This is a genomic window from Bacillus sp. FSL W8-0640 (assembly GCF_038007725.1).
GTDB classification, from domain to species: domain Bacteria; phylum Bacillota; class Bacilli; order Bacillales; family Bacillaceae_G; genus Bacillus_A; species Bacillus_A cereus.
The window spans coordinates 1,404,162-1,423,321 of record NZ_JBBOXT010000001.1 but is presented as its reverse complement, the minus strand read 5'-3'; the positions used below and the strand labels follow the sequence as shown (position 1 = coordinate 1,423,321).

Sequence of the window (19,160 nt, the reverse complement as noted above, 5' to 3'; positions counted from 1 at the left end):
GCATATCTAAATTATACGATTCGGTAAATATACAGAGAATGTAGTTCCTTCTCCAACAACACTTGATACAGAAATTTTACCGTCATGGCCTTGAACAATATTTTTCGCAATTGCAAGCCCGAGTCCTGTTCCACCCTTTTTCCCACGTGTTCTTGCTTTATCAGCTTTATAGAAACGATCAAATAAAAATGGAATATCCTCTTCTGGAATGCCTACACCCGAATCTTGTACTTCAAAAATGAGGCCATTATTTTTCGTATCAATTACAAGCGTTACATGTCCACCCGCATTCGTATGACGAATTGCGTTATCAATCAAGTTCGTCAACACTTGTTCCATCCGATCTGCATCAAACGCATATTCTTCAATCTGATTCCGGAAATCAACTGTTAGTTCAACTTCTTTATCCTTTGCAATCCCTTGGAATTTACGACCAATTTTTTCCACAAACGGATGTATGTCCACTTCACCAATATGTAACTCTACGTGACCGCTTTCCATACGAGCTAAATCTAACAATTCATTTACAAGTTTACCTAAACGAACGGATTCATCATAAATGATTTGAACAAACTCATCTATTTCCTCTTTCGTTTGCACAATATCATCTAAAATCGCTTCACTATACCCTTGCAGCATGACCATCGGTGTACGAAGTTCATGTGATACATTCGCAATAAAGTCTTGACGCATTTTCTCAAGACGACGTTCTTCCGTCATATCTCGCAGTACCGCTACAGCCCCACGAATTTTCGTTTGATTGTAAAGTGGTGTCATAAGAACTACATAGTTCCCTTTTTGTAAATTAATTTCAACAACTTGTTGTTGCTCGCTTTCTACAACGAGATGGAATAGTTCCACAAGTTCAGAAGGTAATTTTTTACTTAACTCTATCTCTTTTTCTTCTTGCCAAACTTGTAAGAAATGTTCAGCCGGTGGATTAATAACTACGACTTCACCTTCTTGATTTAACGTAATAACTCCATCTGCCATACTACTCAAAATACTAGCTAACTGTTCTTTTTCTTGCTGCAAAGCATTCATATTAAACTTCAACTGTTTACCCATTTGATTTAAGGCCGTTGCCAGCTCACCAATTTCGTCCTGAGATACCATAGGAGCCTTTGCATCAAATTTCCCACGTGACACTTCAAAAGCAACCTCACGCATTTTACGAAGCGGTGCTGTAATCCGAGTAGATAAGAAGAACGCAAAGAAAGTTGTTAATATAATCGCAATCCCAGCGGCTAAGAAAATGAAATCAGTCGTTCTCTCCATATCTTTTATTGGCACTTGTAAAGATTCATATACGAACACTGCGCTTTGATTTTTTGATTGCACTGGTTTCCCAACGATCACAATATCATTTTCAGTGCTTTTATTCTTTCTACTATCAGAAGCTTTTCTAATGTTGTTCTTAATTTCTTTTTTGTCCGTAAAAACAGCGGCTAATTCTTTATCTTCTTTTAAATTATCCATTGTAAGGGTGACTAACCCTTCTTGTTTCGGTGAAGAAGAGATTTCCTTGCCATCTTCTACAATAATAATCCTTGAAAGTGGATCAGAGAATTTGTACGCGATGTTCTCAATCGTTTTTACATCGGCACCTTCTTCAATTAATTCCGTAACACTTGTTGCGACTTTTTGAAGTCTATTTTCACTCATATCAACATAATACGTTCTAAAAAATTGTGAAAGTAAAATCGCAACAAATCCAAGAACAAACGAAACGAGAAGTAATATGGTCATCCATAACTTCCCTACTACACTTCTCCAAAGCATCAGTCGTTCACAACCTCAAATTTGTAACCTACACCCCAAACAGTAACAATCATTTTCGCTGCATCTGGTGATTTTTTGCTTAACTTCTCACGTAAACGCTTTACATGTGTATCAACTGTACGTAAATCTCCGAAGAATTCATATTGCCATACTTCTTTTAACAGCTGCTCACGATCGAATACTTTATCAGGAGCTTTCGCTAAAAATAATAGTAACTCATATTCTTTCGGCGTTAAGTTTACTTCATTGCCATCTGCAGTAACACGGTGTGCATCGTTATCAATTGTTAAGTGAGGGAATACAGTAACATCTTTTGTCGTTGTATCTTGTGTAAAGAATGTTGTTGGTACAGCACGACGTAATACCGCTTTCACACGTAGCACGACCTCACGTGGACTAAACGGCTTTACAATATAATCATCTGTTCCAACTTCAAATCCTTGTACTCTATTTACTTCTTCACCTTTTGCTGTCAGCATAATAATTGGTGTCGCTTTCTTCTCACGAACCCCTTTACATACTTCAATGCCATCTTTACCAGGCATCATAAGATCTAATAAGATTAAATCGTAATCATTTTGCAACGCCATTTCTAAAGCTGTATCACCATTATCTGCTTCTTCAATCGTATATTGTTCTCTTTCTAAGTACATTTTCAATAAACGACGAATACGATCCTCATCATCTACAATTAAAATTCTTGATTCATTTTCCATCTCTACCCGCTGCGTACTCTCACCTCAGCGGTTCACACCTACCCTTCTTTAACTATTATGTTGCGCTATTCTCGTTTATTTAAGCAATCTTCTAAATGTTTCACTTCCCATATTATGCTTCACAAGAATAATAAATTTTGTTCAATTTTTTTCCAAAACTATGTATTTTTTTTGAACTGTATATAATGTCCTCGACATCATTTTACAAAATCAACCGCTACTTTGTCATGTTTTTCTCAAAAAAGAAGAAAAGTTGACAAAAATAAAATAGGAAAGTGACATGCACTCTCCTATTTTATTTCTCTATGCATATGAATGTAAACCGGCAATAATTAAGTTTACTACAATAAAGTTAAACATAATGATTGCAAAACCAATTACTGCAAGCCAAGCTGATTTCTCCCCATGCCACCCTTTAGATAATCGTAAATGTAGTACTGCAGCATAAAAGAGCCACGTTATAAGTGCCCAAACCTCTTTCGGATCCCAGCCCCAAAAGCGCGTCCACGCTATTTGAGCCCAAATCATCGCAAAAATTAATGCACCTAATGTGAAAACTGGGAATCCAATTGCAATAGATCGATATCCGATTTCATCTAGTAGATCACTATTCGTATTCTTTACTAACGGCTGAAGTGCCGCCGATACTCGCTTCCGTAAAACGAGTCTTAATACAATATACAGTAATGTTCCAACTAACACTGACCAAATAACAGTATTTAATTTTTTTGCATTTACAATTGCTGGAACTTCAACTGCCGGTTCTAATTTATTTTCTGTCAGTAACTTCCCTTCATGCGGTCCAACTAAAGCCGGAAGATTGTACTTCATTTCCAGTTGTTGTTCATTTTTATCAATCCATTGAAACTTCGCTTCATATTTCATACTAGAAAATACCGTTGTTACTCCAATAAATCCAACTGTACAAACAAGTGTAAATACTACCGTCTCTAGCCAAAATGTACGTTTACTTCTCGTCGATTGATCTACATTTTTCAATAAATACATAACGCCTGTAATAAAACTAATCGCTAAAATGGCTTGTCCTGCTGCTGCAGTCGTCACGTGAATATGTAACCAATTACTTTTTAAAGATGGAATAAGCGGAGATATTTCCCTCGGAAACATACTTGCATAGGCAATTAATAAAAGCGCAACTGGTAATGCAAATAGTCCGATTATGCTTACACGGTACATAAAATACATGACAATAAATGCTCCTACAAGCATCATGCCGAAAAATGTACCGAATTCAAAAAAGTTACTAACTGGCGCATGCCCTGATGCAATCCACCTTGTAACAAAATATACTGTTTGTGCTATAAACCCTAAAATTGTAATCGTTATTCCTACATTTGCCCATTTATGACCCTTTTCTTTAATGGCTCCCCCAAAAAATAGAGTCGCAATTAAATATAAAATAAATGCGGTAAAGAGAAAGTTACTACTTATTTGCACCATATCGTTTCCCCACCTTAACTAATTTTTTTATCAATTACTTTATCATTTGGCTGTGGAATTGCTGTACCTTCTATTACTCTTTCAATATCTTTCTTTAAACCGAACCAATTTTTATTTGTATGCCCTGCAATCCACCATTCATCATTAACACGTTGTATCCAAATACGGCGATGATTCCAATACATACCTTGAATGACACCAACCATAAATATAAATCCTCCAATGCCGAGAATCCAAAGCGTTAAATCTTTTCTTACAGTAAGTGCTGTTGCATTTTGCATTTCAACACCTGCAAACGACATTTTATATTTGTTGTTTCCATCTGGTTCTATATTTTGCTGAATACCAACAAAACTCACTTCACCATCTGGTGTTTCAGGTGTAAACATTTTAAATACAAATGCAGGATTGTTTGGTAATTTCGTTTTCGTATTTGGTTTTCCATTCTCATCAAAATAAAAATCAGGAAAATAGCTTAATAGTTCTAGAGAATAACCAGTTCCTAAATCATATTTTTCCTTAGGATTCGTTAAATCTACTTTAATCGGTCCCCACTTTTGATTATTTTCTTTATTTTGTAAGTTAAAGGACATACTTTTAAATTCACTTTCTTTATAATCCACTTGATACACTGCAAATTGATCAAATTTCAGTGGTTCATTCACTCGAATTTCCGCTTCTTTTACTTTTTCTAATTTCGGTTTTTGTCCTGCTATATTTTCTCCTACTGCTTTATATAATACGGCATTCGTTTGGAAGTTTTTCGCAATCATTTTATCGCCTACACGATCAATCGCTTCATCAAAAACTTCCTTGTCCTTACTTTTATCATAAACTTCTTTTATAAATTTCTCGTTTTTTAAGTAGTATTGTCCATCCGTCCCTGGTATCTCTTTCGTTTCACCGTCACGTAACCAAAGTGCTTCGTCTACGTACATACTCGGTAAAAAACGAAGCATCGCACCGAATAAAAAGATAATAAGACCGATATGATTTACATATGGACCCCAACGCGAGAAGCGTCCCTTTTCTGCTAAAACGTTTCCGTCTTCCACTTTCACGTTATAGTTTCTTTTCTTTAAATTCTTTTGCACTCTTTCCAGGTCACCTTCTTGCGGTGTACCAGTCCCATATAATCTCTGTCTCTTTAAAAAGCTAGGATGTCTTTTTACGCCTTGCTTTTTTAAAGCTTTATAAAGTGGAATAACACGGTCTAAACTACATATCACAAGTGAAATACCGATAGAAGCAATCAAAATCATATACCACCATGAACCGTATAAATTATTAAACCCTAATTGATAGTATAATTGTCCTAAAAATCCGTATTCTTGTTTATAATATTCAGCTGGTGCAATCCCTGGAGTTATGTACATTTCTTGCGGAAAAATAGTTCCTATCGCTGATGCAGCTAAAGTTATTACGATTAGCCATACACCCACTTTTACAGAAGAGAAAAAGCTCCAAATTTTATCGATTATCGTTTTTGTCTGCGTGAGAGATCTCCGTGCACTCCCCTCATAGCGCATATCCAATAGTTTTGTATTTTCATTGCTTTCAAATGGTTTCCCGCAAGCTTCACAAAAAACGGTTCCTATCGGATTAACATGTCCACATTCACATTTAATTTCTTTCAACACTCTCACCGCCCCTGTATCTATATGTACTATTGTATATTCTAACCTCAAGTTACCGCAATACTCAGAATTTTTAAACCAGAGGCACTATAGACACGCACCCCTTATGTAAAGGCTTTCTTTATTACGGAGTAATTTTCTTTAAATACCCTTCTAACTGTTCTTTCGTTTGTTCACCTATAATTTGCTCCACTACTTTTCCATCTTTATCAATCAAAAAGCTTGTCGGTAATGGACCTACTCCATATGTTCCTATAATCTTTTGTCCTTTATCAATGGCAACTGGGAATTTCAAACCATACTGGTTCACAAAGTTCTTTACTGCAATATCCGTTTCATCTGCATCTAACGCTATGATTTCAACACCTTTTTCTTTATACTTTGGATATAATTCATTCATATAAGGCATTTCTTTTTCACAAGGTTTACACCACGTGCCCCAAAAGTTTAAAAATACACCTTTTCCCTTTAAATCTTTTAGTTCAATTTTCTTCCCTTCTAAATCCGTCACAACAAAGTTAGGTGCTTCTTTTCCGATTTGCATTTTCTCTTTATTAGCAAAGAATCCTTGATAAAGGGTAAATCCTACAGCACCACATAAAATGAGTAGAATAATAACGCGAAATAATAAGCGATTTTTCTTCATATTACTTCTCCTCTCCTCGATAAATGTTATGTATTATCTTCTGTAAATGTTGTATTGAATAAATCACCAGCAGAGCACTCCACTGGTGAATTTTTAACTCTATAGCTTATCTTGGCTTTGTAGAAGCAAGCGCGCGTAATTGTTTCACCTCATGTGGTGTCAATTCTCTCGCATCACCAGGTCGCAGGCTTCCTACTTCTAAGAAAGCATAACGTTCACGTTTTAATTTCACTACTTTACAGTCTAACGCTTCAAACATACGACGTACTTGACGATTACGTCCTTCATGAATTGTTAATTGTACAATAGCCATTTCTTTACGCTTGTCCCAAGAAATAATTTTCACACGTGCTGGTGCTGTTTTACCGTCTTCTAACGTAACACCGCGTTCTAACATGCGAATTTTCTCACCTGTTAATGGCCCTTTTATTTTTGCAACATATGTTTTTTCAACTTTATATCTAGGATGCATTAATACGTTTGCGAAGTCCCCATCGTTTGTCATTAATAATACGCCAGACGTATCATAATCTAAGCGTCCGATTGGGAATAAACGTTGTGTAATTTCCGGGAAAAAGTCCGTTACAACACTTCTTCCTTTATCGTCTGATACACTTGAAATTACGCCAGTTGGTTTATATAGTAAAAAATAAACAGGTTCTTCTTTTTCAAGAGGGATGTTATTTACTTCTACTTTATCTTGAGGAGTTACTTTTGTCCCTAACTCCTTCACTATTTTTCCATTAACTTTCACTTTTCCTTGCTGAATTAATTCCTCAGCCTTTCTTCTCGATGCAATACCTGCTTGCGCAATCACTTTTTGTAATCGTTCCATTTCTTTTTTTCACCTCGAATTTATCTTACCTTACATTAGAAAGACTTGGCAACCGCATACGCTTTACGGCTATTCGCTTCATCTTACTTAAACAACATAGCGATGATAATAAACATATAAAGGTCAAATCATGTTTTTACCCTTTATTATTGTCCATATTTTTCATATTTCTCACAATAAAAGTTCATCATTTTGTCAAAAATACCACATAAAAAAACCACTATTAAGCTACACCTTAATAGTGGTCGTATACGTATTATAAGCGAAATAGCGTAAAAAATGAATAGTATTACTGAAACAATAAAGAAACGAACACAATTGAGCATATAATCCCGATTAAATCTGCAAAAAGTCCTACTTTTAGTGCATCCCCCATTTTTCTGATCCCAACCGCTCCAAAATATACAGTTAAAATATAGAAAGTCGTATCTGTACTCCCTTGCATCGTAGAAGCCAATCTCCCAATAAACGAATCTGGCCCATATGTGGCAATTAAATCGGTCGTAATACTTAAACCAGCAGAGCCTGAAATAGGGCGTATAAGTGCTAGTGGAACAATTTCTGCTGGAACATGGATCAAATCTAACATTGGCTTCATTACCGATATCATTGCGTCTAATGCACCTGAAGACCGGAATATAGAAATAGACACAAGCATTCCAACCATAAACGGTAAGATGGAAATTGCAATTTGAATCCCTTCTTTTCCTCCCTCAACGAACGATTCATACGTCGGTACTTTCTTTATTGTGCCATATAAAAGGATAAAACCAATTACACAAGGAATTACCCATAAGGAAATTGTATTTACAATACTCATTTTTTCCGCCCCTTTCTACTCCTTCTTCGGTAAAAATAGCGGTCAATCCAAATTGCTCCAATCATAGAAAGTACTTGTGCAATAAATGTTACCCCAACAATTTCAGTAGGATTCGCTGATTCATACGTCATTCGAATGGAAATGACTGTCGTAGGAATTAATGTAATGGCTGATGTATTTAATGCTAGAAACGTCACCATAGAACGGCTCGCCGAATCCTTTCCTCCATTTAACTCTTTCAGTTGTTCCATCGCTTTAATACCAAGAGGGGTTGCTGCATTACCTAGACCAAAAAAGTTTGCCATCATATTTGATAGAATAAATCCCATAGACGGATGATCCTTTGGTATTTCTGGAAACAACCTTTTTACTATCGGCATAAAAAGTGTAACTAATTTTTTTAACAATCCGGCTTCCTCTGCAATTTTCATTAAACCGAGCCAAAATACTAAAACACTAATAAGTCCTATACAAATCGTTACCGCATCTTTTGCTCCGTCAAATACAGCTTTATTCACTTCTTCCATCGTTCCATTTATCATGGCGTATACAATCCCAATGACAGCCATCGCTACCCATACGAGATTAACCATCGTTCCCAACACCTATCATGTAAGAAAAAATTTCTTTCACATTATTCCAGTAAAGTCCCGTTGTAGCTACTAACTTCCGTTTACTATAAAATAAATTCCGTTCTCCAACTTTCTCATTACCAACATAAATGTCTGTCTTCCCAACCTTTACTCCATCCGTAAGTTTTATACTTTTATGGAGTTCAACTTTTAATACTACGTTCTTTTTTTCTTCTTCAGTTAACGGTACCGAAAAACTATTTTTCGTATAAACATGGTTGGCATACTTCTTTTCATTTATTTCAGCAATTGCTCCTTGTCCTAAAACTTTCGTTTGTTTGAAACGTTCAAAACCTTTATCAAACAAATTCATATGATCATCCCAATCACTAGAGGCACTCAAAGTTACGACAATTAAATCTAGTCCATCTTTTGATGCCGTTGTCACAAGCGTTCGCCCAGCTTTCTTCGTAAAGCCTGTTTTTCCTCCTGTTGCAAATTCATAATAAGACGTTACCAGCTTATGTTTATTTTTCCACGGGTAATCCCAAGAATCTGATTTATATGTTTTGGTTCCAAAGATTTTCTTAAATGTCTCGTTTCCCATTGCATATTTCGTTAATAATGCCATATCGTAAGCCGACGAATAATGTGATCCATCTCCATCTAAGCCATGAGGGTTTGAGAAGTGCGTATCTTTCATTCCAATTTCTTTCGCTTTTTGATTCATTAAATATACGAATCCATCTATACTCCCACCCACACTTTCAGCAATTACTTGCGCTGCGTCATTACCAGATCTAAGCATGAGTCCGTATACTAAATCTTCTAACTTCACTTTTTGTCCAGGCTTTAAATAGATTGCCGATCCTTCCACCCTCACCGCTTCATTACTAACTGATACCATTTCTTTCATCTTCCCTGATTCAGCAGCTAATAAGGCGGTCATAATTTTTGTTATACTAGCAATTTTTTGAGGCTCATGTTCTGCTTTTCCGTATAATACACGACCAGACTGTTGCTCCATTAATACAGCATTTCGAGCACTGACATTGCTGTTCATCTTTGCATATGTAGGAATCGGCATAACGCTTGCATACATCATAAGAAGCGTAATGATTACACAAATTCGTCTCATATTTCCCCCCACGTCCTTTTGGCACTTTTTGTACAAGTGTATGCTTGGCCTTTTAAAATATGAACGAAATCTTCCTTCTACTTCCATTAAAAAAGACGCAGAGAATTTGCGTCTAATATGGTGTCCATTCAATTTGTTTCGCAGTTTCAAACCTTTTTTCTACATCAGGCCAATTTACAACATTCCACCAGTTTTTAATATATTCATCTTTTCGATTTTGGTATTGTAAATAATACGCATGTTCCCAGACATCTAGTACAAGGAGCGGTATCGTATCCCATTGTGTAAATAATTGATGAAGTGTACTTTGCAAAATTTCTAACCTTCCAGACCGGGGTACCCAAACGAGAATTGCCCAGCCTGAACCTTCTACTTTAGAGGCCGCTTCTGTAAAATGTTTTTGGAAACGTAAAAAGCTCCCAAAATCTTGTTCAATTTGTTGTGAAAAAGCTCCTCTTGGACTTCCACCACCGTCTTTTTTCATGTTATTCCAAAATATCGTGTGTAAGTAATGACCTGACCCATGAAAAGCCGCTTCCCTTTCCCAATGCTTAATTAAATCAAATTTATTTGTTTTTCTCGCTTCTTCCATCATCTTCTCTGCTTTATTTAACCCTTCCACGTAACTCCGATGATGTTTATCATGATGTAACATCATAATTTCTTTAGAAATATACGGTTCTAATGCATTATACGGATAAGGTAATGGCGGGAGTGTATGTCCTCCAATCGGGACAGCTCGTTCACTATCCCCTCTTTCATATAATTCATATTCCTCTTCTTCTTGCATAAATACTTCCTGCAAGTGATGCTGAATATGTTCTACATCATCGCTTATTTCATACATAAACTCTGCATCTGTTTCATACTCATGCTCTTTCATACGCTCTAATAACGTCTGAATTTTATAGGCAAGCATATGGACATCATACACTTCCATTGCGCGGCTATCTAATACGTGAAGAACACTTTCACACCAATTTTCTACTTCATGAAAGTAATCTGTAAATACACCTTGCTGATTCATGTTGCACCTCCCTAATGCTATCCACTTAACTATATTCAATGAAAATCCCTTATATAACTGTACAAAAGGAAAAGAAGCTAAGTAACCTTAGCTTCTTTTCCTCAATCAATATTTGTGTAACATCTTTGTCTGATAATCCGTCTCATAATATTCTAGTTCTTCACGCATCAATTGAAATTTACCTTCTAAACTCTTCATCACTTGCTCCAAAGATGCAGGTGGTGTTTGTTGAAAAACGATAGAATTTTTCCCTGTATATGCAGACCGACTATTTTCATACCAATGATCACTCTTCGGTGAAAAAAACTCTGCAATTACTTGATGGTAAATCTTATATAAAATTTTTTCAGCTGCTGTTTTTCGAAATGGCTGGCTATTCAACAAAACAAAACATGCATCCTGTCCTTCTTCGCAAAAAACGAGAAGTCGTCTCATTGATGCTAATACCCCTTTATAATATTGCTCATTCCCTGCTGGTGTTTCCTCTAATAAAGAAGGTAACGTATGATAATTTACATAATTGGTTATCAAATTAATAGCATCTTCTAAAAATATAGAAACTTGTTCTGTTTGATTTTCAACCATCAAATTAGACATTTTTCTCTCTCCTTTGCCATTTCACGCTATTTCTACTCTTTTATTTTTATGTAATTCAGCCAATATTTCTTGTACTTTCGACACCGTTCCCTCATCAAAATATTGTTGAAATTCTTCCATATTATTTAAATACAAACGTTTTTGCGCACGAAGCTCCTTATCTTTCACTAAACAACATATCGCTACAATATCACGCAAATATATGTTTTGTTCTTCTACTTTATACACTGGATTTCCTTCAAAAGGAGTAATTTCTTGTAAAACTTCTTCAAAATATCGAACGTATAAAACCGAAAAAGTTTTCTCTTTACCATTTAATATATATGTCACTTCAGATCTGTTAAAAAAATCTTCTGATGTATTAGGTTTCGCTTTTTCTAACTCATATCCTACGTAACCTTTTATAATCATATACTACCCTCCCCCTCTTTCATCTTATTCTAACTTAATTTTCTGACAAACAAAATATTCTTTTAAATATACCTATATAAAAAATAGCTCGCCTATACAGGAATTTACCTTTTTATTTTTCTTGAAGTTTGTCATAATAATATTATTGTCTCAGTTTTCTTATACAAGGAGAGTTGTATTTATGTCGTTTTCATGGAAACGTTTCTTACAAATCGGGAAAATTGTCTTCCCATTTGTTGTATTAACAATTGTATTCTTTCAAGCAAAAAAAGAATTAGCGGGCATTTCTTTTTTAGAAGCGATTGATACAATTAAAAACATTCCAACTGGAGGAGTCTTTTTAGCAATTACACTTGGTGCATTCGCTGTATCAACAATGTTCTTTTATGACTATGTTATGCTTCGTTACTTAAAAGCTGATATCCCTGTCCAAAAGATTTTCCGTATCTCGTGGATTGCTAATACTTTAAATGGATTTATCGGGTTTGGTGGTCTTGTTGGAGCCGGCGTACGCACAATGCTTTATCGTCCATATATAAAAGAAAATGGAAAACTTATTAAAAGTATCGCTTGGATGACAACTGCCTTTATTAATGGATTAGCCATTCTTTCATTTCTTGGTCTCATCGGAATATTAGACACGAGATTTATTTTGCATGAAAAACCATGGCTATGGCCTGTTCTTATCTTCTTCGCTCTTTTCGTCCCTATATATATCGGATTTTCTAAATTAAAAAATAGAAAAGCGACGCAAACAGAGGAACAAGAAGAAGAGGAGAAAAACCCAACTGTTTTATACTCATTAGTTTCATTAGTCGAATGGGTATCTGCTGGTATTGTTATGTACGTCATATTACTATTATTTGGCATTGAAATCGAATTCCAAAAGTTTTTAGGCGTATATGTTATTGCTGCTTTAGCTGGTGTCGTTAGTCTTGTTCCTGGTGGCCTTGGATCATTTGATCTTGTCTTCTTAACTGGGCTTGGGCAATACGGCATCGATACAGGTGTTTTACTCCCTGCTATGTTATTATATCGTCTCGTCTATTACATCTTGCCCTTCTGCCTTGGTCTCATTTTTGCAGCTTTTGAAATGACAGGAGTAGCCATTAAAAAGTTTGAAGATAAACCTTTTATTGCGCCTGCATTAGAGACAACTGGTGTTATATGGACTTTGCAGCGTGACTTTCTAGGAAAGTTAGGTTCTTGGGCATCTGCTGCTTTAACAGTATTTGCTGGCTTAATGGTTATTTTATCAACCATTCTACCGACAAGTATAAATCGGGCACACGCCTTACATATTCTAGCTCCAAAACATCTTATTCAATTTTCTTTTAGCTTATCGCTAACATTCGGTATTCTCCTCCTCATTCTTTCGCGGGGGATATATTACGGAACAAAACGTTCTTATTATATGACGATTGTTTCTTTAATTGGAGCGGCTATTTTTAACACACTAAAAGGAATTGATGTTGAAGAAACTTTTATTTTATTAATCGTACTCGCTGTATTGTATATGCTTCGTAAAAGGTTTGTGCGTGAGAAAATGGAAGTCTCACTTTCCGATATCGTAAAAGTTTTTATATTCCTACTTGTAACGTTATATTTATATAAAAACTTAGGTATTTTATTTGCAGGTGCAAAAGAAGCTTTCAAACCTGATTTTGTCGTTCGTAATATTACACAAGTGAAACGAAGTGCATTAGCAGCTGCCTTTTTTGTTCCTACTTTTTTACTAATTGGTTCACTCATTGCAAATCGTTATCGAAATGAATTTCCCGGGCAACCAGCTAATGATAAACGATTACAAAACTTCTTAGATGAACATGGTGGAAATGTACTTAGTCATTTAGGTTTTTTAGGAGATAAACAGTTCTTTTTCAGTAGTGATGGAAAAGCACTCATTCTCTTCTCAATAACTGGAAAACGACTTATTGTACTAGGTGATCCAATTGGGGACCCTTCCTCCTATCGTACTGTATTGCAAGAGTTTTTAGCTGAGGCTGATCGATTTGGATACATTTGTGTATTCTATCAAATTGAAAGTAAATGGATGAGTTTATACCACGATTTTGGTTATAACTTCTTTAAGCTTGGTGAAGAAGCTGTTGTTGATTTAAATACCTTTACAATAACAGGAAAGAAACGCGCTGGCATGCGAGCTACTTTCAACCGTTTTGAAAGAGAAGGCTATACATTCTCTATTCATGAGCCACCTTTCTCCGACGAATTATATGAAGAGTTAAGAAAAGTTTCAGATGCATGGCTTGGTGGAAAAAAAGAGAAAGGTTTTTCACTCGGATACTTCGATCGTGAATATATTAGTCGCGCTCCTATCGCAACATTATCTGATTCGGATGGAAAAATTATTGCATTCACAACATTCATGCCTGTATATCAAAACGGATCATTATCTGTCGATTTAATGCGATATTATCCAGATGCGCCTAGCGGCATTATGGACGCAATTTTCATCCACTTATTCCAGTGGGCAAAAGAAAATGAATACCACTCCTTTAATATCGGTATGGCACCACTTTCAAATGTTGGTTTATCCACACAGTCTTTCTGGTCTGAACGAGTGGCTGCTGCAATCTTTAATAACGTTCGTTATACGTATAGTTTCAGCGGATTACGACATTTTAAAGAAAAATATAAACCAGCATGGAGCGGTAAATATTTAGCATTTAGGAAGAATCATTCTTTACCAATTACAATGCTCTCTGTAACAAAATTAATAGGAAAAAGAAAAAACAGCTAAATTCTTAGCTGTTTTTTCTTTTTTGAACTTGTACAATAAATTCTTTTTCATACTTCTTACCATTTATATAGAAATTCCCCCACATTTTATACGTGCCCTCGGCAGGAAATGTAATTCGGTATTGTAATTGTTCATCCGTATCTACAGGCATAGCGTATAAAAAATTCTCCTTCGTTTCATCCACTATATAGAGTGACTCTACTTCTCCTCTCTCTGAATGCAATTTCAATTTTTCACCCTTTTTCGCTTGAAACTGAAATGTTAACGTAACTGGTTCATTCGGATGTAATGCACCAAATAAAAGAGAAACTTCATACTCTCCTATTTTTTTTGTAAGTACACTGTCGATTGGAAATTTCACTTTTTTCTTATTGTTCTCCTCTTTGGTTCTACCAAAATTCTTCCTAGCGAATGACTCTACGGACTTATTTTTGTCTTCGTATAAAAATATTGTATATTCTTCGTCTTTCGCTATTTTGGAAGATAACTTATATGACCCGTTCCCTGCAAATGTGGGTTTAATTTGTTGTATGTTTTTTAACTGTCCATCTACAATCACTGCCCGCATTTGATCATTTACACCACGAATTTCATTATTCTTGTTGTTTAACAACTGAAATACAATATCTACTTTCTCATTTCCCTTTCCATTCGAAACATCCCACTTTACTTCCTGAACATCTCCTACAGTCTCTTCGTTTTCTTGATATTTTTTTATGTAAAATCCTCCTGCCACAATAAGTACTAACGCAATAAGCCCAATGACAAGATTTTTCAAAACATCACCTACCATTTTTATTGTCTCTATTCATACAAAACTTCTTAAGATATATATTCTAGATTATGATTTATGAAATCCTCCTATTTTGTACATATTACAAATAATAAAAAGATTTTAATTGAAAGGATTCGTAGTGTATAATGCAAATGATATTGATTTCTATCAATACATTATAAGGAGGACTTTTTTATGAGTGTACATATCGAAGCAAAACAAGGTGAAATCGCTGAATCTATTCTATTACCTGGTGATCCATTACGTGCAAAATATATCGCTGAAACATTTCTAGAGGACGTTACTTGCTATAATAATGTGCGTGGTATGTTAGGTTTCACTGGAACTTATAAAGGAAAACGTGTATCTGTTCAAGGTACAGGTATGGGTGTTCCTTCTATTTCTATTTATGTAAACGAATTAATCCAAAGCTACGGAGTTAAAAATTTAATTCGCGTTGGAACTTGCGGTGCAATTCAAAAAGATGTAAAAGTTCGTGATGTTATTATCGCAATGACGGCTTGTACTGATTCTAATATGAACCGTTTAACATTCCCAGGATTTGATTTTGCACCAGCTGCAAACTTTGACCTTTTAAAGAAAGCTTATGATGCTGGAACTGAAAAAGGATTACACGTTCGTGTCGGTAACGTTTTAACAGCAGATGTGTTTTATCGTGAAAGCATGGACATGGTTAAAAAACTTGGAGATTACGGTGTATTAGCAGTAGAAATGGAAACAACTGCTCTTTACACATTAGCAGCGAAATACGGTGTAAATGCATTATCAGTATTAACAGTTAGCGATCACATCTTCACTGGCGAAGAAACAACATCTGAAGAGCGTCAAACTACATTTAACGAAATGATTGAAATCGCTTTAGATGCAGCAATTCAACAATAGTACACTAAAGAACTTGTCATACGTCTGGCGAGTTCTTTTTATGTTACTTTTTATAAATAACTACTTTATAAAGAGACAGATTTCTCCCCTCTACTTTCTTGTAACGTTTGTTATAATAAAGTGAAACTTTAATCAGTGGGGGGTTTTTCCATCCCCCACTGATTATTAGTTGAACCAATCGGATTTTACGGGCAATTGATCTCCCACTTAACTCCCTTGTATTCGCCGAATTTTGAAGTGGGAGTCTTATTGCCCGTTAAAGCGGGATAAAGAAATCATTTACAGTATTTCTCATAAGAGGTGACGCAGTGAAAAACAGAAGTATCGTCTTTAAACTATTTTTATTAACATCCACTTTATTTACAATCATATTCCTACTTTTTTTCCTAGGACAATCTCTATTTTTAGAGAAATTTTATATTAATAAGAAAGTAAAAACAGTCCAAACTGCTTTTGAAAAATTCGTAGATAATTATGATAAAAGTGATAAAAGTTATGAGAAGGTTAGAAAACTAAAACAAGAATTTCATGATAAAACAAATGCCGATATGCAGTTTTTAGATTCTAACGGTATTATTAAAAGTGATAACAATTACTATATCGATGTATTTAATCCCAACAATAATAAACAGTATTCCATTCCACTCAATAATCTTTTAACACCAGAAGAATATAATAAATTCGAAAATTTAGGTTTAAAAAAAGATGTAATAATCAATGTTGATGGAGTCGTGCAAGAGAATAATATAATCACACCACAAAAATTAGGAACGAATTATAATCAATGGCAAAACGAACATTTCTATTCGGATTTTCAATCAATTAATGGAAATCCTTCTAAGAATAGACTTGCGAGCCGATACAAATCTACAACTCGAATCGTCTTTACAGGTGTTATAACTAAGTTACAGCTCCCATCCAAAGCTGAGGTTCGCCTTGCAAATGATATTGAAACATTACAAGCCGTTCAATATTTTGCTGATATGATTAGAGAGGGCACTTCTAACTCGAACCAATTAAGTACTTTCATATTAGATGGCGGAGAAAATATAAAAAATAGTATCTTTGTAAAACCGATTACAGAAAATGGAAGGATTACAGAATACGCTTTTGCGATAGCATCTTTGCAGCCTGTTAATGAAGCGATGCTCGTTTTAAAAGATTATTATGTCTATGCCTTAATCATCGTGTTTCTCGTTATTATTTTGTTATCCTTCTACTACTCAAAAATCATTGTAAAGCCATTAATTAAAATGAATCGTGTTACGAAAAAAATGGCTAATTTTGATTTTAGTGAGAAATTACCAGTTACAGCTGACGATGAAATTGGCGGACTTTCTGGCAGTATCAATACATTATCTGTAAATTTAAAAGATCGAATCGATCGATTAAATGTTGCTAATACAAAGTTACAACAAGATATTGAACGTGAACGTCAATTAGAAAAAACAAGAAAAGAATTCATTTCTGGCGTATCACACGAATTAAAAACACCGCTAAGTGTAATTAGAAGTTTTGCAGAAGGAATTAAAGATGGTGTTAGTAAGGATACTTCGTATTATACTGATGTTATTTTAGAAGAAACAGAAAATATGAACAGGCTGATTGTTGAAATGTTAGAATTAGCAAAGTTGGAATCTGGTACTTACAAACTAGATATGACGACGTTCTCAATCGGTGAATTAACGCAACAAGTCTACACAAAATTATTATTTAGCATGGAAGAAAAACATTTACAAGTGAACGTCGATGCAGACCCTTCTATACTTGTTACAGCAAATCGCAGTCGCATTGAGCAAGTAGTTGTGAACTTACTAAGTAATGCAATTCGTTATACACCAGAGGGAGAAAAAATACAAGTCTCCATTATAGAAGCAGAAGATACCGTAAAAGTCGAAATCGAAAATACAGGAAACCCTATCCCTGAAGAAAGTCTTGAAAAAATTTGGGATCGCTTCTATCGTCTAGATGCATCACGTAGCCGTCACACTGGAGGTACCGGTCTCGGATTATCTATTGTAAAAAATATTTTAGACCTACATCATGCCGAGTATGGTGTGTATAATACGACTAACAGTGTTGTATTCTATTTCAATTTACAAAAAGTAAAAGAAGTCAAATAATTTGTCTTAATTTCACTAGGAGTTCACATGAAATTCACACTCTCCCTTTATAGTAAGAAACAAGTTAATCCTTTCCTTTACACATATAAAAGAGGAGAGTGCGTGAAATGAAACAAGCAGGACAACCTATTCAAAATGAAAAACAATTAGAAACTATCAAAAATATACTTTTACAATCTTCGAAACGTGATGGCTTATTATTCGTATTAGCTGTAAATTCTGGCTTAAAAGTAAGTGAAATCTTACAATTAAAAGTTAGTGATGTAATCGATGAAAATGAAAATGTTCGCCATTCCATTTTATTTTACAATGAAAAAGTGAAGAAACATAAATGGTTTGCTGTAAATGAAGACTTACAGCACGCAATCGAAGACTACATGAAAGAACGTAAAACTTGGAAACGTAATGAACCATTGTTAAAATCTCAAAAAGGAACAAAATCTATTACGAGACAACATGCATGGTACATTTTAAACAAAGCCGCAAAAGAAGTTGGATTAGAAGGGATTAGCTCACATACACTTCGAAAAACTTGGGGTTATTGTGCATACAAATCAGGTGTTGATATTGCGTTTTTACAACACTTCTTTGATCACAGTACTCCATCAAAAACTTTAAAGTATATCGGTATTGCTTAATAACTCTTATACATAAAAAAGGTTACCATTTTAAAATTTGGTAACCTTTTTTATATTTCATATGCTCTTTTCTTGTCTCTCCTATACTGTAGTGGTACTCTAATAATAAGGGGGAGAAATTATGAACACACTTACAATTGAATTACCAAAAGAAACGGCTGAAAAACTTGATTTATTAAAACAAGCTTATGAAAAGAAAACAGGTGCTTCTATCTCTGAGAGCACTCTCGTTCAAACACTTATCTCAAAAGAATTTATCCAAGCGATAACTCCTTTTGATTTACAACAATTCGTCAATGGAAAAGAACAGCATTAATC

At 34.9% G+C, this 19,160-nt stretch carries 18 protein-coding genes; 5 read left to right on the top strand and 13 right to left on the bottom strand.

Features of this window, described 5'->3' with window-relative positions; translation table 11 throughout:
* Positions 1-6: 6 nt before the first annotated feature.
* The 12 genes from resE to N2V80_RS07390 form a co-directional block, all read right to left on the bottom strand.
* On the bottom strand, positions 7-1,782 hold the full coding sequence (resE, locus tag N2V80_RS07445) for a sensor histidine kinase ResE (RefSeq protein WP_000964697.1): 1,776 nt from the start codon (positions 1,780-1,782) through the stop codon (positions 7-9).
* Entirely contained in the window at positions 1,782-2,498 is a 717-nt protein-coding gene (gene resD, locus N2V80_RS07440; RefSeq protein WP_000426861.1) for a DNA-binding response regulator ResD, read from the bottom strand. Before resD ends, resE begins: the two co-directional genes overlap by 1 nt.
* Positions 2,499-2,801: 303 nt before the next feature.
* Positions 2,802-3,959, bottom strand: coding sequence for a cytochrome c biogenesis protein ResC (gene resC, locus N2V80_RS07435; protein ID WP_000250081.1), 1,158 nt, complete (start codon positions 3,957-3,959; stop codon positions 2,802-2,804).
* 14 nt (positions 3,960-3,973) lie between these two features.
* Complete coding sequence (gene resB / locus N2V80_RS07430) at positions 3,974-5,599, bottom strand: cytochrome c biogenesis protein ResB (RefSeq protein ID WP_000910547.1); 1,626 nt, start codon at positions 5,597-5,599, stop codon at positions 3,974-3,976.
* 121 nt (positions 5,600-5,720) lie between these two features.
* Positions 5,721-6,242: a thiol-disulfide oxidoreductase ResA gene (resA, locus tag N2V80_RS07425; protein WP_000742194.1), complete on the bottom strand. Its 522-nt coding sequence runs from the start codon at positions 6,240-6,242 to the stop codon at positions 5,721-5,723.
* A 106-nt stretch (positions 6,243-6,348) separates the two neighbouring features.
* Positions 6,349-7,077, bottom strand: coding sequence for a 23S rRNA pseudouridine(2605) synthase RluB (rluB, locus tag N2V80_RS07420; protein ID WP_000440556.1), 729 nt, complete (start codon positions 7,075-7,077; stop codon positions 6,349-6,351).
* Positions 7,078-7,366: 289 nt separating this feature from the next.
* Complete coding sequence (gene spmB, locus N2V80_RS07415) at positions 7,367-7,897, bottom strand: spore maturation protein SpmB (protein WP_000029514.1); 531 nt, start codon at positions 7,895-7,897, stop codon at positions 7,367-7,369.
* Complete coding sequence (spmA, locus tag N2V80_RS07410) at positions 7,894-8,490, bottom strand: spore maturation protein SpmA (RefSeq protein ID WP_000247811.1); 597 nt, start codon at positions 8,488-8,490, stop codon at positions 7,894-7,896. The genes spmB and spmA overlap by 4 nt, the downstream gene beginning before the upstream one ends.
* Positions 8,483-9,607: a D-alanyl-D-alanine carboxypeptidase family protein gene (locus N2V80_RS07405; protein ID WP_001252636.1), complete on the bottom strand. Its 1,125-nt coding sequence runs from the start codon at positions 9,605-9,607 to the stop codon at positions 8,483-8,485. The genes spmA and N2V80_RS07405 overlap by 8 nt, the downstream gene beginning before the upstream one ends.
* A gap of 112 nt (positions 9,608-9,719) precedes the next feature.
* Positions 9,720-10,634, bottom strand: a complete 915-nt coding sequence (locus N2V80_RS07400) for a superoxide dismutase (RefSeq protein ID WP_001075739.1) — start codon at positions 10,632-10,634, stop codon at positions 9,720-9,722.
* Positions 10,635-10,739: 105 nt separating this feature from the next.
* Entirely contained in the window at positions 10,740-11,231 is a 492-nt protein-coding gene (locus N2V80_RS07395) for a YpuI family protein (RefSeq protein WP_000067556.1), read from the bottom strand.
* Positions 11,232-11,252: 21 nt separating this feature from the next.
* Complete coding sequence (locus tag N2V80_RS07390) at positions 11,253-11,642, bottom strand: hypothetical protein (protein ID WP_000584363.1); 390 nt, start codon at positions 11,640-11,642, stop codon at positions 11,253-11,255.
* A gap of 181 nt (positions 11,643-11,823) precedes the next feature.
* Here N2V80_RS07390 and mprF point away from each other — a divergent pair, with 181 nt between their 5' ends.
* Positions 11,824-14,403, top strand: a complete 2,580-nt coding sequence (gene mprF, locus N2V80_RS07385; RefSeq protein WP_000010893.1) for a bifunctional lysylphosphatidylglycerol flippase/synthetase MprF — start codon at positions 11,824-11,826, stop codon at positions 14,401-14,403.
* A 4-nt stretch (positions 14,404-14,407) separates the two neighbouring features.
* Here the strand turns inward: mprF and N2V80_RS07380 are convergent, their stop codons facing one another.
* Entirely contained in the window at positions 14,408-15,196 is a 789-nt protein-coding gene (locus tag N2V80_RS07380) for a hypothetical protein (RefSeq protein ID WP_000232610.1), read from the bottom strand.
* Positions 15,197-15,373: 177 nt separating this feature from the next.
* Between N2V80_RS07380 and deoD the strand changes: the two genes are divergently transcribed.
* From deoD to N2V80_RS07360, 4 genes are all read left to right on the top strand, one after another.
* The gene (gene deoD / locus N2V80_RS07375; RefSeq protein ID WP_000110707.1) at positions 15,374-16,081 is read left to right on the top strand and encodes a purine-nucleoside phosphorylase; all 708 of its coding nucleotides are present in this window, start codon (positions 15,374-15,376) and stop codon (positions 16,079-16,081) included.
* 308 nt (positions 16,082-16,389) lie between these two features.
* Positions 16,390-18,204, top strand: coding sequence for a sensor histidine kinase (locus N2V80_RS07370; protein WP_061654653.1), 1,815 nt, complete (start codon positions 16,390-16,392; stop codon positions 18,202-18,204).
* Positions 18,205-18,311: 107 nt separating this feature from the next.
* Positions 18,312-18,842 carry a tyrosine-type recombinase/integrase gene (locus N2V80_RS07365; RefSeq protein WP_000806236.1) on the top strand — a complete coding sequence of 177 codons (531 nt, stop codon included), beginning with the start codon at positions 18,312-18,314 and terminating at the stop codon, positions 18,840-18,842.
* A 121-nt stretch (positions 18,843-18,963) separates the two neighbouring features.
* Positions 18,964-19,158, top strand: a complete 195-nt coding sequence (locus N2V80_RS07360; protein ID WP_001094860.1) for a DUF3924 domain-containing protein — start codon at positions 18,964-18,966, stop codon at positions 19,156-19,158.
* Positions 19,159-19,160: the final 2 nt, after the last annotated feature.

Bases quoted from the DNA above. Each gene is read 5' to 3' on its own strand.
- mprF (WP_000010893.1), top strand. From the start codon at position 11,824: ATGTCGTTTTCATGGAAACGTTTCTTACAAATCGGGAAAATTGTCTTC.
- N2V80_RS07365 (WP_000806236.1), top strand. From the start codon at position 18,312: ATGAAACAAGCAGGACAACCTATTCAAAATGAAAAACAATTAGAAACT.
- spmA (WP_000247811.1), bottom strand. From the start codon at position 8,490: ATGGTTAATCTCGTATGGGTAGCGATGGCTGTCATTGGGATTGTATAC.
- N2V80_RS07380 (WP_000232610.1), bottom strand. From the start codon at position 15,196: ATGGTAGGTGATGTTTTGAAAAATCTTGTCATTGGGCTTATTGCGTTA.
- deoD (WP_000110707.1), top strand. From the start codon at position 15,374: ATGAGTGTACATATCGAAGCAAAACAAGGTGAAATCGCTGAATCTATT.
- resC (WP_000250081.1), bottom strand. From the start codon at position 3,959: ATGGTGCAAATAAGTAGTAACTTTCTCTTTACCGCATTTATTTTATAT.
- N2V80_RS07390 (WP_000584363.1), bottom strand. From the start codon at position 11,642: ATGATTATAAAAGGTTACGTAGGATATGAGTTAGAAAAAGCGAAACCT.
- rluB (WP_000440556.1), bottom strand. From the start codon at position 7,077: ATGGAACGATTACAAAAAGTGATTGCGCAAGCAGGTATTGCATCGAGA.
- N2V80_RS07400 (WP_001075739.1), bottom strand. From the start codon at position 10,634: ATGAATCAGCAAGGTGTATTTACAGATTACTTTCATGAAGTAGAAAAT.
- resE (WP_000964697.1), bottom strand. From the start codon at position 1,782: ATGCTTTGGAGAAGTGTAGTAGGGAAGTTATGGATGACCATATTACTT.
- resA (WP_000742194.1), bottom strand. From the start codon at position 6,242: ATGAAGAAAAATCGCTTATTATTTCGCGTTATTATTCTACTCATTTTA.
- resD (WP_000426861.1), bottom strand. From the start codon at position 2,498: ATGGAAAATGAATCAAGAATTTTAATTGTAGATGATGAGGATCGTATT.
- N2V80_RS07360 (WP_001094860.1), top strand. From the start codon at position 18,964: ATGAACACACTTACAATTGAATTACCAAAAGAAACGGCTGAAAAACTT.
- spmB (WP_000029514.1), bottom strand. From the start codon at position 7,897: ATGAGTATTGTAAATACAATTTCCTTATGGGTAATTCCTTGTGTAATT.
- N2V80_RS07405 (WP_001252636.1), bottom strand. From the start codon at position 9,607: ATGAGACGAATTTGTGTAATCATTACGCTTCTTATGATGTATGCAAGC.
- N2V80_RS07395 (WP_000067556.1), bottom strand. From the start codon at position 11,231: ATGTCTAATTTGATGGTTGAAAATCAAACAGAACAAGTTTCTATATTT.